The following is a 15493-nucleotide window of genomic DNA, read 5'->3' as shown; positions in this document are numbered from 1 at the left end:
GTTTTACCGTGGTCAACGTGACCGATGGTGCCGACGTTTACGTGCGGCTTCGAACGTTCAAATTTTTCTTTAGACATGATATATCCTCAAACTTAAGTTAAAAGCCCGGCCTCGAAAGAACCGGACCAGACCTTACTTATTTAGCGTTACGCTCAGCCATTACCTTTTCAGCAATGTTGTTTGGTGCTTCAGAGTATTTCAAGAACTCCATAGAGTACGATGCACGACCCTGCGTTTGTGAACGCAAGTCTGTCGCATAACCGAACATCTCTGACAGTGGCACTTGAGCATTAACTGCTTTCAGACCACCTGGAGCTTCTTCCATACCATCAATAAGACCGCGACGACGGTTTAAGTCACCCACAACATCACCCATAGATTCTTCCGGAGTGATGACTTCAACTTTCATGGTTGGCTCTAACAGAGCTGGGTTCGCTTTTAATGCACCTTTCTTGAAGGCCATGCTACCAGCAATTTTAAATGCCATTTCAGAAGAGTCGACATCGTGGTATGAGCCATCATACAGAGTCGCTTTAACACCCAATACAGGATAGCCAGCCAAGACGCCTTGTTGCATCTGTTCTTGGATACCCTTGTCTACTGCCGGGATGTATTCTTTCGGTACAACACCACCAACAATTTCGTTTACGAATTTGTAAATAATGTCATCACCGTTATCGTCTTCTTCGATAGTCATTGGTTCAAGTTTAACCCAAACGTGACCAAACTGACCACGACCACCTGATTGACGTACGAATTTACCTTCGACTTCGACAGACTCACGAATTGCTTCACGGTAAGCAACCTGCGGCTGACCTACGTTACATTCAACTTTGAATTCACGCTTCATACGGTCAACGAGGATATCAAGGTGAAGTTCACCCATACCAGAAATGATTGTCTGGCCAGATTCTTCGTCAGTCTTAACACGGAACGATGGATCTTCTGCTGCCAGTTTACCTAAAGCAATACCCATTTTTTCCTGGTCAGCTTTGGTTTTTGGCTCTACTGCAACCGAAATAACCGGTTCAGGGAACTCCATACGCTCAAGTGTGATTTTATGAGCTGGATCACAAAGCGTGTCACCTGTAGTAACGTCTTTAAGACCAATCAGTGCAGCGATGTCGCCCGCGCGAACTTCTTTGATCTCTTCACGGCTGTTTGAGTGCATCTGTACCATACGGCCAACGCGTTCTTTTTTGTTCTTAACTGGGTTAACAACACCGTCGCCCTGGTTCAAGACACCAGAGTAAACGCGAACGAACGTCAAGGTACCAACAAATGGGTCAGTCGCAATTTTAAATGCCAGTGCAGAGAATGGTTCTTCGTCAGACGACTTACGTACGCCTTCAGACTCGTCATCCAAAATACCGGTAATAGGCTTAACTTCTGTTGGTGATGGCAAGTATTCAATAACAGCGTCAAGCACTGCCTGAACACCTTTATTTTTGAACGCAGAACCACAAGCAACCAAGCAGAGATCATTAGCCAGAGTACGCATACGCAAGCCTTGCTTGATTTCCGCTTCAGTTAACTCACCTTCTTCCAGGTATTTAGTCATCAGCTCTTCGTTAGCTTCCGCCGCAGCTTCTACCAATTCAGAGTGATACTTTTCACAGTCATCAACCATCTCAGCAGGGATATCTTCATAAGTAAATGAAGTACCCATGTCTTCTTCGCTCCAGTTGATGAACTTCATTTTAACTAAGTCCACAACGCCGCGGAAGTTGTCTTCTGCACCGACTGGCAGCTGCATTGGAACAGCCTGAGCTGCCAAACGCGTCTTCATTTGGTGTACAACAGATAAGAAGTCTGCGCCTGCACGGTCCATCTTGTTGACGAATACCATGCGAGGAACTTCATATTTGTTTGCCTGACGCCAAACGGTTTCAGTCTGAGGCTGGACACCAGATGATGCACAAAGTACAACAACAGCGCCGTCAAGAACACGCAAAGAACGTTCAACTTCGATGGTGAAGTCAACGTGTCCAGGAGTATCGATGATATTTACACGATGCTCAGGGAACTGCTTGTCCATACCCTGCCAGAAACAGGTGGTAGCTGCCGACGTGATAGTGATACCACGCTCTTGTTCTTGTTCCATCCAGTCCATGGTGGCTGCACCATCGTGCACCTCACCAATTTTGTGAGACAAACCAGTATAAAACAACACACGTTCAGTTGTGGTTGTTTTACCGGCGTCTACGTGAGCACAAATACCGATATTACGATAGCGCTCTATGGAAGTTTTACGAGCCACAATAAACTCCTTCTAGGTTAACTGTGAATTACCAGCGATAGTGAGCAAACGCTTTGTTTGCTTCAGCCATGCGGTGAACGTCTTCACGTTTCTTCACAGCAGACCCTTTGTTCTCTGATGCATCTAGCATTTCAGCTGCCAGACGCTGCGACATTGATTTTTCACCACGGGTGCGCGCTGCATCAACTAACCAGCGCATAGCCAGTGCGTTACGGCGGACCGGACGAACTTCAACTGGAACCTGATACGTAGAACCACCAACACGGCGAGATTTAACCTCAACCATTGGGCGAATGTTATCTAAAATTGTATCAAAAACTTCCAGGCGATCTTTACCTGACTTCTCTGCCAGGATGTCCAATGCACCGTAAATAATTTTTTCAGCGACTGCTTTTTTGCCGTCAACCATGACGACATTGATAAATTTGGCCAACAACTCTGATCCGAACTTAGGATCTGGAAGGATTTTACGTTGACCTATGACGCGTCTTCTTGGCATCTCAATATTCTCCGATTAATTCAGGGTTTTACCCAAAACGTACGACAGTTTGGCCTTACTAACGGAGAACCGTTAAGATTTAGGCCGCTTCGCGCCGTACTTAGAACGACCTTGTCTACGGTCATTAACACCTGAGCAGTCAAGTGCTCCGCGTACTGTGTGATAACGCACACCTGGCAAGTCTTTTACACGACCGCCACGAATTAGTACGACTGAGTGTTCTTGTAAGTTGTGACCTTCGCCACCGATGTACGAAGAGACTTCGTAACCGTTAGTTAAACGAACACGGCAAACTTTACGCATTGCAGAGTTCGGTTTCTTTGGCGTAGTTGTGTAAACACGGGTACATACACCGCGTTTTTGAGGGCACGCTTCAAGAGCCGGAACGTTGCTTTTCACAACGGGCTTTTGACGGCCTTTACGCACCAGCTGATTAACTGTTGCCATTCATTACTCCTAGTTTAGTTGATGTCGCTTTTTACCACGTGTATAGAGCGTGAAAAATCGCTTTTTTCTGACCACTGAAAGTCAAATCCCGAAATTCGGGAGCGGAAATTCTAATGGTCATATTTTCGCCTGTCAAGGCTATACAAAAGAAGCCGGCACTTTTACAGTACCGGCTTCTGTACACGAACGTTAAAAACGTTCGCTAATTATTCTGCAGAATCGTCACCTGCAGAACTATTTCCAGCATTTAAGGCATCCGCAAGTTGTTGCTCAGCCTGCTCTGCAGTCATGGTTGGCTCGATATCAACATTCAGTTCATCCAGTCGACGCTGCATGCGCTCTTTGTGATATGAGTAACCCGTACCTGCAGGAATCAGACGACCAACAATTACGTTTTCTTTCAGTCCGCGTAAGCTGTCTTTCTTACCACCAACCGCTGCTTCGGTAAGAACTCGCGTTGTTTCCTGGAACGAAGCCGCTGAAATAAAGGATTCAGTCGACAACGATGCCTTAGTAATCCCCAGCAACTGACGTTCAAATATCGCTGGTTTCTTACCATCCGCTTCCGCTTTCGCGTTAGCGGCTAACACTTCTGACATTTCAACCATCTCGCCTTCCAGCAAGTTCGTATCGCCAGCACGTAAAATCAGTGCCTTACGCAACATCTGGCGAACGATAGTTTCAATGTGCTTATCGTTAATTTTAACACCTTGCAGGCGGTAAACTTCCTGCACTTCGTTAACGATATAGTTAGCCACTGCACTAACGCCACGTAAACGTAGAATGTCGTGCGGTGCTTCTGGACCATCGGCAATAACTTCACCTTTAGTCACTTGTTCACCTTCAAACACGTTCAGCTGACGCCATTTCGGAATCATCTCTTCGTGCTGATCACCACCATCTGTTGGTGTAATCAATAGGCGACGCTTACCTTTGGTTTCTTTACCGAAGGAAACCGTACCGGTTTTCTCTGCAAGAATCGCTGGTTCTTTTGGCTTACGCGCTTCGAACAAGTCAGCAACACGTGGCAGACCACCGGTAATATCACGAGTCTTAGAGCCTTCCTGAGGAATACGCGCTAAGGTGTCACCAATTTTAACCTCGGAATTATCTTCCAGGTTGATGATGGCGTTACCTGGCAAGAAGTATTGCGCAGGGATATCAGTACCAGCGATGTTAACGTCGTTACCTTTACCATCAACCAATTTCACCATTGGACGCATGTCTTTACCGGCACTGGTACGCTGACCCGTTTCCAGTACAACGATGCTTGAAAGGCCTGTCAATTCATCGGTTTGACGAGTCATAGTGACGCCATCAATTAAATCAACAAACTTGATACGACCTTCTACCTCGGTAATGATTGGGTGAGTATGCGGGTCCCAGTTTGCAACGGTTTCGCCGCCATCTACTGAGTCGCCTTCGCCTTTTTTCAAGACCGCACCATAAGGTACTTTATAACGCTCGCGCTCACGACCGTATTCATCAGTCAAAGTTAACTCTGTAGAACGTGACGTAATAACGTGCGCTTTATCGCTGTTAACAACCCATTTCGCGTTGTGCAGCTTAATTGTACCCGGGTTCTTCACCTGGATATTGTTTTCAGCTGTTGCACGAGATGCCGCACCACCAATGTGGAAGGTACGCATGGTTAACTGTGTACCCGGTTCACCGATTGACTGCGCTGCTATAACGCCAACGGCTTCACCTTGGTTGACCATATGTCCGCGAGCCAGGTCACGACCATAACAATGTGCACAAACACCAAAGTCTGTATCACAGGTAATAACCGAGCGAACTTTAACTTCGTCGATAGAGTTTTCTTCCAACAGGTCACACATTTTTTCATCAAGCAATGTGTTGCGTGGAAGCAACTCTTCTTCACTACCCGGCTTCATAACAGGCTCACAAAGAACACGCCCAAGTACACGTTCACGCAGCGGCTCTACAACGTCGCCACCTTCAATCAGCGGTTTCATGTAAAGACCTTCGTATGTGCCACAGTCTTCTTCCATGATCACAACGTCTTGTGAAACGTCTACCAAACGACGAGTCAGGTAACCTGAGTTCGCTGTTTTCAATGCCGTATCGGCCAAACCTTTACGAGCACCGTGCGTCGAGATGAAGTACTGAAGTACGTTCAGACCTTCACGGAAGTTAGCTACGATTGGCGTTTCGATGATTGAGCCGTCTGGCTTAGCCATCAAACCACGCATACCGGCCAACTGACGAATCTGCGCGGGACTACCACGAGCGCCTGAGTCCGCCATCATAAAGACTGAGTTAAATGATGCTTGTTCTTCGTCTTCACCGTCTTTGTTTTTAACGATTTCTTTCGACAAGTTATCCATCATTGCTTTCGAGACTTTCTCGTTAGCAGTTGACCAAATATCGATAACTTTGTTGTATTTCTCACCAGCAGTAACCAAGCCTGATTCGAACTGTTCCTGAATTTCAGCTACTTCTTCTTCTGCTGCAGAAACAATCTCTTTCTTAGCTTCAGGAATAACCATGTCGTTTATACCAACCGACGCACCCGATACCATTGCGTAATGGAAACCGGTATACATGATTTGGTCAGCGAAAACGACGGTATCTTTCAAACCAAGGTCACGGTAAGCAGTATTCAGCATACGACCAATCGGCTTTTTACCCATAGCCTGGTTGATCAGTTCAAAAGGCAGACCTTCCGGCATAATCAGTGACAAAATTGCACGACCACAAGTCGTATCACGCAATTCAGTTTTCGTTGTTCGAATGCCGTCGTCGTCAATGGTGGTATCGGTAATACGTACCCGGACGCGACTATGCAATTCAACCTGGCCCGTACGATAAGCCTTTTCGACCTCGTTCGGATCTTTGAAAACCATGCCTTCGCCTTTACCGTTGATTTTTTCTTTAGTCATGTAATACAGACCAAGCACAACGTCCTGCGAAGGAACAATAATAGGGTCACCACTTGCCGGCGACAATACGTTGTTGGTAGACATCATCAACGCGCGAGCTTCCAGCTGAGCTTCTAAAGTCAGTGGCAAGTGCACAGCCATTTGGTCACCATCAAAGTCGGCGTTATAAGCCGCACAGACCAATGGGTGCAATTGAATCGCTTTACCTTCAATCAATACCGGTTCGAACGCCTGAATACCCAACCTATGCAGTGTCGGTGCACGGTTAAGCATTACTGGGTGCTCTTTGATGACCTCATCAAGTACGTCCCAAACCTCAGCTGTCTCTCGCTCAACCATTTTCTTCGCAGCTTTAATGGTTGTCGCTAAACCACGACGCTCTAATTTGCCATAGATAAATGGTTTGAATAATTCCAGCGCCATTTTCTTAGGCAAACCACACTGGTGCAGGCGCAATTTAGGACCGACGGTAATAACCGAACGGCCTGAATAGTCAACACGCTTACCCAGAAGGTTCTGACGGAAACGACCCTGTTTACCTTTGATCATGTCAGCCAAAGATTTCAGAGGACGCTTGTTTGAGCCAGTAATAGCACGACCGCGACGACCGTTATCCAGCAACGCATCAACCGCTTCCTGAAGCATACGTTTTTCGTTGCGCACAATAATATCTGGTGCAGCAAGGTCTAACAGGCGCTTCAAACGGTTGTTACGGTTAATGACACGGCGGTACAAGTCATTAAGATCGGACGTTGCAAAACGACCGCCATCAAGCGGTACCAACGGACGTAAGTCTGGTGGCAGAATAGGAAGTACCTTTAAGATCATCCATTCAGGTTTGTTGTTTGATACCTGGAATGCTTCTAGTAGCTTCAGTCGTTTGCTAATTTTCTTACGTTTGGTTTCTGAGTTTGTCTCAGGCAACTCTTCACGCAGTTTTTGTACGTCGCCGTCGATGTCTACCGCGCGCAACAGATCCAGAACGGCTTCTGCACCCATTTTAGCGTCGAATTCATCACCGTGCTCTTCAAGCGCGTCTAAATATTCGTCTTCTGTCAGGATTTGCCCCTGCTCAAGAGACGTTAAACCGCCTTCAGTAACAACGTAAGACTCGAAATACAGTACGCGCTCAATATCACGCAGAGTCATATCCAACATTAAGCCAATGCGCGACGGCAATGACTTAAGGAACCAAATGTGAGCAACCGGGCTTGCCAGTTCAATATGACCCATACGCTCACGGCGCACTTTAGTCAGTGTAACTTCAACGCCACACTTCTCACAGATGACACCACGGTGCTTAAGGCGCTTGTATTTACCACACAAGCACTCATAGTCTTTTACCGGACCAAAAATACGGGCACAGAACAAACCATCACGTTCCGGCTTAAAGGTACGGTAGTTAATAGTTTCAGGTTTTTTCACCTCACCATATGACCAACTACGGATCATATCTGGAGACGAAAGAGCGATGCGAATACCATCAAACTCTTCTGCCTGATTCGTCGGCTTTAAAAGCTTCAGCAAGTCTTTCACGATTTATCTCCTGTCGGAGTTCAACCTACGGGGAGCGCAAGCACTCCCCCAATTTATTCCAGCAACAGCGTCTTAGTTCTGTTCTAGCTCGATATTGATGCCCAGCGAGCGGATTTCTTTCAACAATACGTTGAAAGATTCCGGCATGCCCGCTTCCATCTGCAAGTTGTTGTCGACAATGTTTTTGTACATCTTCGTACGACCGTTCACGTCGTCCGACTTAACTGTCAACATTTCTTGCAAGGTATAAGCCGCACCATATGCTTCCAATGCCCAGACTTCCATCTCACCGAAGCGCTGACCACCAAACTGAGCTTTACCGCCCAGTGGTTGTTGAGTAACCAAGCTGTACGAGCCAGTTGAACGTGCGTGCATCTTATCGTCAACCAAGTGGTTCAATTTGAGCATGTACATGTAACCAACAGTTACGTCACGTTCGAATTTATCACCAGTACGACCGTCGAATAAACGAATCTGACCTGACTCCGGTATATCTGCAAGTTTCAACAGTGCTTTAATTTCTTCTTCAATTGCACCATCAAATACCGGAGTAGCAGTCGGTAGACCAGCTTTCAAGTTACCAGCTAAGCGCATCACCTCGTCGTCAGTGAACTCAGTAATGTCTACTTTCTGACGGCTTTCGCCCAAGTCGTACACTTGCTGTAAAAAGTCGCGTAATTCAGAGATAGCACGTTGCTGTTTCAGCATTTTTTCGATCTTGCTACCAATACCGCGAGCCGCCATACCTAAGTGCGTTTCCAGGATCTGACCGATGTTCATCCGCGAAGGTACACCCAGCGGGTTCAATACGATATCGACCGGGTTCCCTTCATCATCGTGTGGCATATCTTCCACAGGAATGATGGTTGAGATAACACCTTTGTTACCGTGACGGCCAGCCAGTTTATCACCAGGCTGAATACTGCGACGTACAGCTAAGTAGACCTTAACGATTTTCAGAACACCCGGCGCTAAATCGTCGCCTTGAGTGATCTTGCGTCGCTTAGTCTCAAATTTGGTATCGAAGTCATCACGAATTTGCTGATACTGTTCAGCAATTTGCTCTAATTGAGCTTGTGCGTCTTCGCTGCCTAAATCCTGAGTCAACCAGCTTGTACGATCAACGCTCGCCAGCTTCGCTTCGTCAAAGCCATTGCTTAACAACAAGTTGCGAGCCCGGTTATAAATACCTTCTTCAAGAATCTTGAATTCTTCTGTCAGGTCTTTCTTAACCTTAGCCAGCTGCATTTCTTCAATCGCTACCGCGCGCTTATCTTTTTCTACGCCGTCACGAGTGAATACTTGTACGTCAATAACCGTACCGTTAACACCATTTGGTACACGCAGAGAGCTGTCTTTTACGTCAGACGCTTTCTCACCAAAAATAGCTCGCAAGAGTTTCTCTTCAGGCGTTAGCTGCGTTTCACCTTTAGGCGTTACTTTACCAACCAGAATATCGCCGCCGTTAACTTCCGCACCAACGTAAACAACACCGGATTCGTCCAGCTTACCTAATGCAGACTCGCCAACGTTTGGAATATCAGAGCTGATTTCCTCGGCACCTAACTTGGTATCGCGGGCAACACAGTTTAATTCTTGAATATGGATGGTTGTCATTCGATCTTCTTGCGCTACGCGCTCAGAAATCAGAATCGAATCCTCAAAGTTATAACCATTCCAAGGCATGAAAGCCACACGCATGTTCTGACCCAGCGCTAATTCACCTAAGTCAGTTGACGGGCCATCAGCTAAAACGTCACCGCGAGTTACAGGTTCACCTGGGTTCACGGTTGGCTTTTGGTTGATACAGGTGTTCTGGTTAGAACGCGTGTATTTAGTCAGGTTATAAATGTCGATGCCCGCTTCACCGGGAACCATTTCTTCTTCGTTAACCTTAACCACGATACGACTGGCGTCTACGTAATCGACTACACCACCACGCTTAGCAACAACGGTAACACCGGAGTCAACTGCGATAGTGCGTTCGATACCAGTACCAACCAGCGGCTTATCAGCACGCAATGTTGGTACGGCCTGACGTTGCATGTTCGAGCCCATCAAGGCACGGTTAGCATCATCGTGTTCAAGGAACGGGATCATACTTGCTGCGATAGAAACGATTTGCTGAGGTGCAACGTCCATGTACTGGACCTGCTCTTTACTCATCAGCGTAAATTCGTTTTTATGACGGCACGGTACTAAATCTTCTGTCAATTCGCCTTTATCGTTCAGCCCTACGTTCGCCTGTGCGATAACGTAGTTGCCTTCTTCGATTGCCGACAAATAATCAACGTCGTCTGTAACAGAACCGTTCTCAATACGACGATAAGGCGTTTCTAAGAAGCCATATTCATTCGTACGTGAGAAAGTCGACAGCGAGTTGATTAGACCGATGTTCGGGCCTTCCGGCGTTTCGATTGGACACAAACGACCATAGTGCGTTGGGTGTACGTCACGAACTTCGAAACCGGCACGTTCACGAGTCAAACCACCGGGACCTAAAGCAGAGATACGACGTTTGTGCGTCACTTCTGACAATGGGTTGTTTTGATCCATGAATTGCGACAGCTGGCTTGAGCCAAAGAACTCTTTAACCGCAGCACTAATTGGCTTCGCGTTAATTAGGTCTTGAGGCATGGTGTTGTCTAAGTCACCCAGCGACAAGCGTTCTTTTACTGCGCGCTCTACACGTACCAAACCGACACGGAATTGGTTTTCTGCCATTTCGCCGACTGAACGTATACGACGGTTACCCAGGTGGTCAATGTCATCAACTTCATCTAAACCGTTACGGATTTCGATAAGCTTTTTCATGACTTGGACGATGTCTTCTCTGGACAACGTATTATCACCGCTTAAGTCTTCACGACCCAAACGACGATTAAACTTCATGCGACCAACGGTTGATAAATCATAACGTTCTTCGCTGAAGAACAAGTTATCAAATAAGGTTTCAGCAGCTTCGCGTGTCGGTGGCTCACCCGGACGCATCATACGATAGATTTCAACCAAAGCCTCTAAGCGGTTATTGCTTGAATCAACGCGTAAGGTTTCGCTCATGTATGGACCGTGGTCCAAATCGTTAACGAACAGCGTTTCAATTTTCTTGATGCCCGCTTCGCTAAGTTCGGCGATAAGCTCAAGTGTCAGCACATCATTCGCGTGACCAACCACTTCGCCAGTTTTCTTATTCGCGTAGTCTTTTGCTAATACTTTTCCGACCATGTATTCTGCCGGCACTTCCATCTCTTTTATGTCCAGTTGCTCCAACTGGCGGATGTGACGTGCGGTAATACGACGGCCTTTTTCGACCAGTACTTCGCCTTCGGCACCTTTGATGTCAAACTTGGCGGTTTCGCCACGCAGACGCTCAGGAACCAACTGCATTTTCACCTTAGTTTTAAGGATTTCAAAGTACGTTGTGTCGAAGAACATATCGAGAATTTCTTCGGTGCTGTATTCCAGAGCACGAAGAATAATGGACGCCGGTAATTTACGGCGACGGTCGATACGTACAAAAACGTTGTCTTTAGGATCAAATTCAAAATCCAACCAAGAGCCACGGTAAGGAATAACACGCGCGTTATACAGGACTTTACCTGACGAGTGAGATTTACCTTTGTCGTGATCAAAGAACACACCAGGTGAACGGTGGAGCTGAGAAACGATAACTCGCTCTGTGCCATTGATAACGAAGGTTCCGTTTTCTGTCATTAACGGAATTTCGCCCATGTACACTTCTTGTTCTTTAATGTCTTTAACTGTACCGGCAGCTGCTTCTTTATCAAACAGCACCAGACGCAGTTTCACACGCAATGGTGCTGAGTAGGTAATGCCCCGGATCTGACATTCTTCAACGTCAAACGCCGGCTCACCCATGTGATAACTGACGTACTGTAGTTCCGCAGTACCAGAATAACTGGCAATGGGAAAGACCGAACGAAAAGCCGCTTCCAGACCATTATTGGCTTCTGGATCGACTTCTATAAATTTCTTAAATGAATCAAGCTGCATAGACAGCAAATAAGGAACTTCTAAGACCTGAGGTCGTTTACCGAAATCCTTACGAATACGTTTTTTTTCAGAGTAGGAGTACGCCATGGGGTTCCTCAGCTAGCTGATTGATGACCCTAACCAACGAGTGGTTCGATGGTTAAAAACAGATGAATCTTTTATCTGTCGATCCCGTTGTTATCTTTTTTCGCTAATCTGTATCCAACGTCGGGCAAAATGATACAAGCGATACAGCGCAAAAGGGCTGGTGGTTAATCAACCACCAGCCCAAGGCCTAAAAGGCCATATGTCGTACAAAAGTTAAATTACTTAACTTCAACTTCCGCACCAGCTTCTTCAAGCTGCTTTTTCAGCTCTTCAGCTTCGTCTTTGCTTACACCTTCTTTGACTGCTACTGGTGCAGACTCAACCATAGCTTTAGCTTCTTTCAAGCCAAGGCCAGTTGCGCCGCGAACAGCTTTGATAGCGGAAACTTTGTTTGCGCCAGCTGCTTTCAGTACTACGTCAAATTCAGTTTGTTCTTCAGCTGCTTCTTCGCCGCCTGCTGCTGGAGCAGCTACTGCTACTGCTGCAGATGCGTCAACGCCGAATTTCTCTTCAGCTGCTTCGATCAATTCAACCAGTTCCATTACTGGCATTTCAGCGATCGCGTTTAAGATGTCGTCTTTAGTCAGAGCCATTACTCTAAACTCCTGGGTTTATAATTACAAAAAATGGTTAAAAAACCAACGTATTATTTAGCGTCTTTAATTGCTGCCAACGTTCTAACGAACTTGCTAGGTACTTCGTTAACTGTTTTAACGAATTTGCTAACCGGTTCTTTGAAGGTGGCGAGCAATTTAGCCAGTGCTTCGTCACGAGTCGGAAGTGAAGCAACTGCGTCCAATTTTTCTGGACCCATAATGCCGTTACCGATTGACAGAGCTGTCACTTGCAAGTTCTTGTTTTCTTTTGAGAAGTCTTTGAACAAGCGAGCTGAAGCGCCCGGTGCGTCCATAGAAAACCCATAAACAAGAGGTCCTTTAAGTGCATCACCCATGTCGTCAAACTGTGTGCCTTCAAAAGCGCGTTTTGCCAGTGTATTTCGTACAACTTTAACGAAAATACCCTGCTCACGAGCTTTCTTACGCAGCGCAGTCATATCGGCTACTTCGATGCCTCGATATTCAGCAACGGTGACGGCTAGCGCATTTGAAGCAACGTCGTTAACTTCCTTAACGATGGCTTTCTTTCCGGCTAAACCAATTGCCACTGATATCACCTCGTTTTCAATTTGGGACCGAAGTCCCTCGTTACAATTAGGTGGGATTAAACCCACCGCGTTGTCACGGTGATTCTCTACCCAGAGAGCCTGAGTCGGATATCACCATCTGCGTAGGAAATTAAGTGCCACTACTCAATCTTCTGAGATTCTCGCGGTACACCTACGGTCTTGGACGGGAGCCTTGTTTTGTTGCACATTAGCAACTCCACGGCAGCTCCAACCCATAAACCATTACATTAACCGAACTGATGCGAATTAAACCGCTGCTACAGTTGCCTGATCAATGCTCACACCAGCGCCCATTGTTGTAGACAGGCTAATGCGTTTTACATAAACACCTTTAGCTGAAGAAGGCTTAGCTTTCTTAAGAGCCGCCAACAAAGCTTCAAGGTTTTCTTTCAAGTTGTCGTTATCGAAGTCAACCCGGCCGATTGTTGCGTGAACAATACCGTTTTTGTCATTACGATAACGAACCTGACCAGCTTTAGCATTTTTAACTGCTGTTGCTACGTCTGGAGTTACTGTCCCCGTTTTAGGGTTAGGCATCAGACCACGTGGACCTAAGATTTGACCTAATTGACCAACAACACGCATTGCGTCAGGTGATGCTACGACTACGTCGAAGTTCATTTCACCTTTCTTAACTTGTTCTGCCAAGTCTTCCATACCAACGATGTCTGCGCCGGCTTCTTTCGCCTTTTCTGCATTGTCGCCTGAGGTGAATACAGCAACACGAACATCGCGACCAGTACCGTTTGGCAGCACAGTAGCGCCGCGAACGTTTTGGTCTGATTTACGAGCATCAATGCCTAAGTTTACTGCGACATCAACACTTTCTGTGAACTTTGCTGTTGCTAACTCTTTTAACAGAGTAATAGCTTCATTCACATCGTAATCGCGGGCTTCAACTTTCTCTGCGATCATACGAGCGCGTTTTGTTAATTTAGCCATTGATTAGCCCTCCACGTTCAAGCCCATCGCGCGAGCAGAGCCGGCGATAGTGCGTACAGCTGCGTCCATATCGGCAGCAGTCAGGTCTGGTTCTTTTGTTTTCGCAATTTCTTCTAACTGCGCGCGAGTGACCGTACCAACTTTTTTGGTGTTCGGCTCGCCTGAACCACTTTTGATACCAGCCGCTTTCTTCAATAAGAAAGACGCAGGAGGCGTTTTGGTAATAAATGTGAATGAACGGTCTTCGAATACTGTAATTTCGACAGGAACCGGTGCGCCTTTTTCTAAGCTGTCGGTCTGTGCGTTGAACGCTTTACAGAATTCCATGATGTTCACACCGTGCTGACCCAATGCAGGACCAACGGGCGGTGACGGGTTAGCTGAACCAGCAGCTACCTGTAATTTGATAATGGCCGATACTTTCTTCGCCATGGTAATTACCTCTGTTGTGGGTTTAACGCCTCGTAACTTTTCAGAAGAAAGTTACTCCAACGGCTTCCCGTGAAAAAAGGACGCGAATTATAAGTGACTTCACGCCATAGATCAATCTTTCTGTTGCTGCTTTTTTGATCAGGCTTTTTCTATCTGACCAAATTCAAGCTCAACCGGTGTCGCCCTGCCGAAGATAGAAACCGATACAGTGACCCGGCTCTTCTCGTAATCCACTTCTTCAACCGTACCGTTGAAGTCAGCGAAAGGACCGTCGTTAACACGTACAACTTCGCCCGGCTCAAATAATGTTTTAGGTTTGGGCTTGTCCGCTGAGTCTTGTAGACGATCCAAAATGGCATCGGCTTCTTTCTTTGAAATTGGTGTAGGACGGTCGCTACTACCACCAATGAAGCCAAGCACCCGAGGTACGCTCTTAATCAAGTGCCAGGCGTCTTCGTCCATATCCATTTCCACTAAAACATAGCCCGGAAAGAATTTACGTTCACTTTTACGACGAACGCCGCCGCGCATTTCTACGACTTCTTCTTTAGGTACGAGAATCTCACCAAATTTATCTTCCATACCGTGCATTCTGATATGTTCTTTCAGGGACTCAGAAACTCGTGCCTCGTAACCGGAAAAAGCTTGTACTACGTACCAACGTTTCTTATCGCTCATGGTTAAATCTCCAACCCGGTTAAGAAGCCAACGACACGTACCAGGATGCCGTCAAGGCCCCAGAGAATAAGTGCTACTATAACGGTCGCAACAACAACGATAAGCGTTGTTTGAGTCGCTTCCTGACGCGATGGCCAGACAACCTTTCGAACTTCGGTACGGCTTTCTTTCGCAAACGACAAAAAGGTTCTTCCTTTCGTAGTCGTACTAGCAAAGAAACCTGCTAAGGCAACTAAAAAAACCACAGCAATAGCACGGTATAAGACCGACACTTCTTCTGTGTAATAATGATTACCGCCAATAGCAACAACTAAAAGGGCGATTGCGATTATCCATTTCAAACTGTTCAACGAACTGCTTTGCGTCTCGTTATTTGCGCTCATTCTTTAATCCTAGTTGCGACCGGTCTTCGCTTTGAATCAATAAAATCTGGCAGGGGCGGAGGGATTCGAACCCCCAACCGTCGGTTTTGGAGACCGCTGTTCTACCAATTGGAACTACGCCCC

Annotated in this window: 11 protein-coding genes; all 11 read right to left on the bottom strand. The window is 46.6% G+C overall.

The annotated features are described in order from the left end of the window. Window positions 1-136 precede the first annotated feature (136 nt). Window positions 137-2260 (bottom strand): elongation factor G, encoded by a 2124-nt coding sequence (gene fusA, locus Q5L94_RS13075; protein WP_317498818.1) that lies wholly within the window; start codon window positions 2258-2260, stop codon window positions 137-139. A 28-nt stretch (window positions 2261-2288) separates the two neighbouring features. After that, a complete protein-coding gene (gene rpsG / locus Q5L94_RS13070; RefSeq protein WP_011233610.1) occupies window positions 2289-2759 on the bottom strand; it encodes a 30S ribosomal protein S7 in 471 nt (156 codons plus the stop codon). 72 nt (window positions 2760-2831) lie between these two features. Further along, window positions 2832-3206, bottom strand: coding sequence for a 30S ribosomal protein S12 (rpsL, locus tag Q5L94_RS13065; RefSeq protein ID WP_011233609.1), 375 nt, complete (start codon window positions 3204-3206; stop codon window positions 2832-2834). Window positions 3207-3412: 206 nt separating this feature from the next. Next, a complete protein-coding gene (gene rpoC, locus Q5L94_RS13060; protein WP_317498817.1) occupies window positions 3413-7648 on the bottom strand; it encodes a DNA-directed RNA polymerase subunit beta' in 4236 nt (1411 codons plus the stop codon). Window positions 7649-7720: 72 nt separating this feature from the next. Beyond that, entirely contained in the window at window positions 7721-11749 is a 4029-nt protein-coding gene (gene rpoB, locus Q5L94_RS13055) for a DNA-directed RNA polymerase subunit beta (RefSeq protein WP_317498816.1), read from the bottom strand. Between the two features lie 218 nt (window positions 11750-11967). Next, a complete protein-coding gene (gene rplL / locus Q5L94_RS13050) occupies window positions 11968-12342 on the bottom strand; it encodes a 50S ribosomal protein L7/L12 (protein WP_317498815.1) in 375 nt (124 codons plus the stop codon). 53 nt (window positions 12343-12395) lie between these two features. Continuing rightward, complete coding sequence (gene rplJ, locus Q5L94_RS13045) at window positions 12396-12914, bottom strand: 50S ribosomal protein L10 (RefSeq protein ID WP_011233605.1); 519 nt, start codon at window positions 12912-12914, stop codon at window positions 12396-12398. Window positions 12915-13181: 267 nt separating this feature from the next. Further along, on the bottom strand, window positions 13182-13877 hold the full coding sequence (gene rplA, locus Q5L94_RS13040) for a 50S ribosomal protein L1 (protein ID WP_317498814.1): 696 nt from the start codon (window positions 13875-13877) through the stop codon (window positions 13182-13184). Window positions 13878-13880: 3 nt separating this feature from the next. Beyond that, the gene (gene rplK, locus Q5L94_RS13035; RefSeq protein WP_011233603.1) at window positions 13881-14309 is read right to left on the bottom strand and encodes a 50S ribosomal protein L11; all 429 of its coding nucleotides are present in this window, start codon (window positions 14307-14309) and stop codon (window positions 13881-13883) included. A gap of 138 nt (window positions 14310-14447) precedes the next feature. Continuing rightward, window positions 14448-14987: a transcription termination/antitermination protein NusG gene (gene nusG, locus Q5L94_RS13030; protein ID WP_317498813.1), complete on the bottom strand. Its 540-nt coding sequence runs from the start codon at window positions 14985-14987 to the stop codon at window positions 14448-14450. Between the two features lie 2 nt (window positions 14988-14989). Continuing rightward, complete coding sequence (gene secE, locus Q5L94_RS13025) at window positions 14990-15370, bottom strand: preprotein translocase subunit SecE (RefSeq protein WP_317498812.1); 381 nt, start codon at window positions 15368-15370, stop codon at window positions 14990-14992. Window positions 15371-15493: the final 123 nt, after the last annotated feature.

It is taken from the genome of Idiomarina sp. Sol25, from assembly GCF_033052775.1.
Classification (GTDB): Bacteria; Pseudomonadota; Gammaproteobacteria; order Enterobacterales; family Alteromonadaceae; genus Idiomarina.
The sequence above is the reverse complement of the archived record's forward strand: the minus strand, read 5'-3'. Positions and strand labels throughout refer to the sequence as shown.

Excerpts from the sequence above, each read along its gene's own strand:
- rpsL (WP_011233609.1), bottom strand. The coding sequence starts at position 3,206 with ATGGCAACAGTTAATCAGCTGGTGCGTAAAGGCCGTCAAAAGCCCGTT.
- nusG (WP_317498813.1), bottom strand. The coding sequence starts at position 14,987 with ATGAGCGATAAGAAACGTTGGTACGTAGTACAAGCTTTTTCCGGTTAC.
- rpoB (WP_317498816.1), bottom strand. The coding sequence starts at position 11,749 with ATGGCGTACTCCTACTCTGAAAAAAAACGTATTCGTAAGGATTTCGGT.
- rplL (WP_317498815.1), bottom strand. The coding sequence starts at position 12,342 with ATGGCTCTGACTAAAGACGACATCTTAAACGCGATCGCTGAAATGCCA.
- rplA (WP_317498814.1), bottom strand. The coding sequence starts at position 13,877 with ATGGCTAAATTAACAAAACGCGCTCGTATGATCGCAGAGAAAGTTGAA.
- rpsG (WP_011233610.1), bottom strand. The coding sequence starts at position 2,759 with ATGCCAAGAAGACGCGTCATAGGTCAACGTAAAATCCTTCCAGATCCT.
- secE (WP_317498812.1), bottom strand. The coding sequence starts at position 15,370 with ATGAGCGCAAATAACGAGACGCAAAGCAGTTCGTTGAACAGTTTGAAA.
- rplK (WP_011233603.1), bottom strand. The coding sequence starts at position 14,309 with ATGGCGAAGAAAGTATCGGCCATTATCAAATTACAGGTAGCTGCTGGT.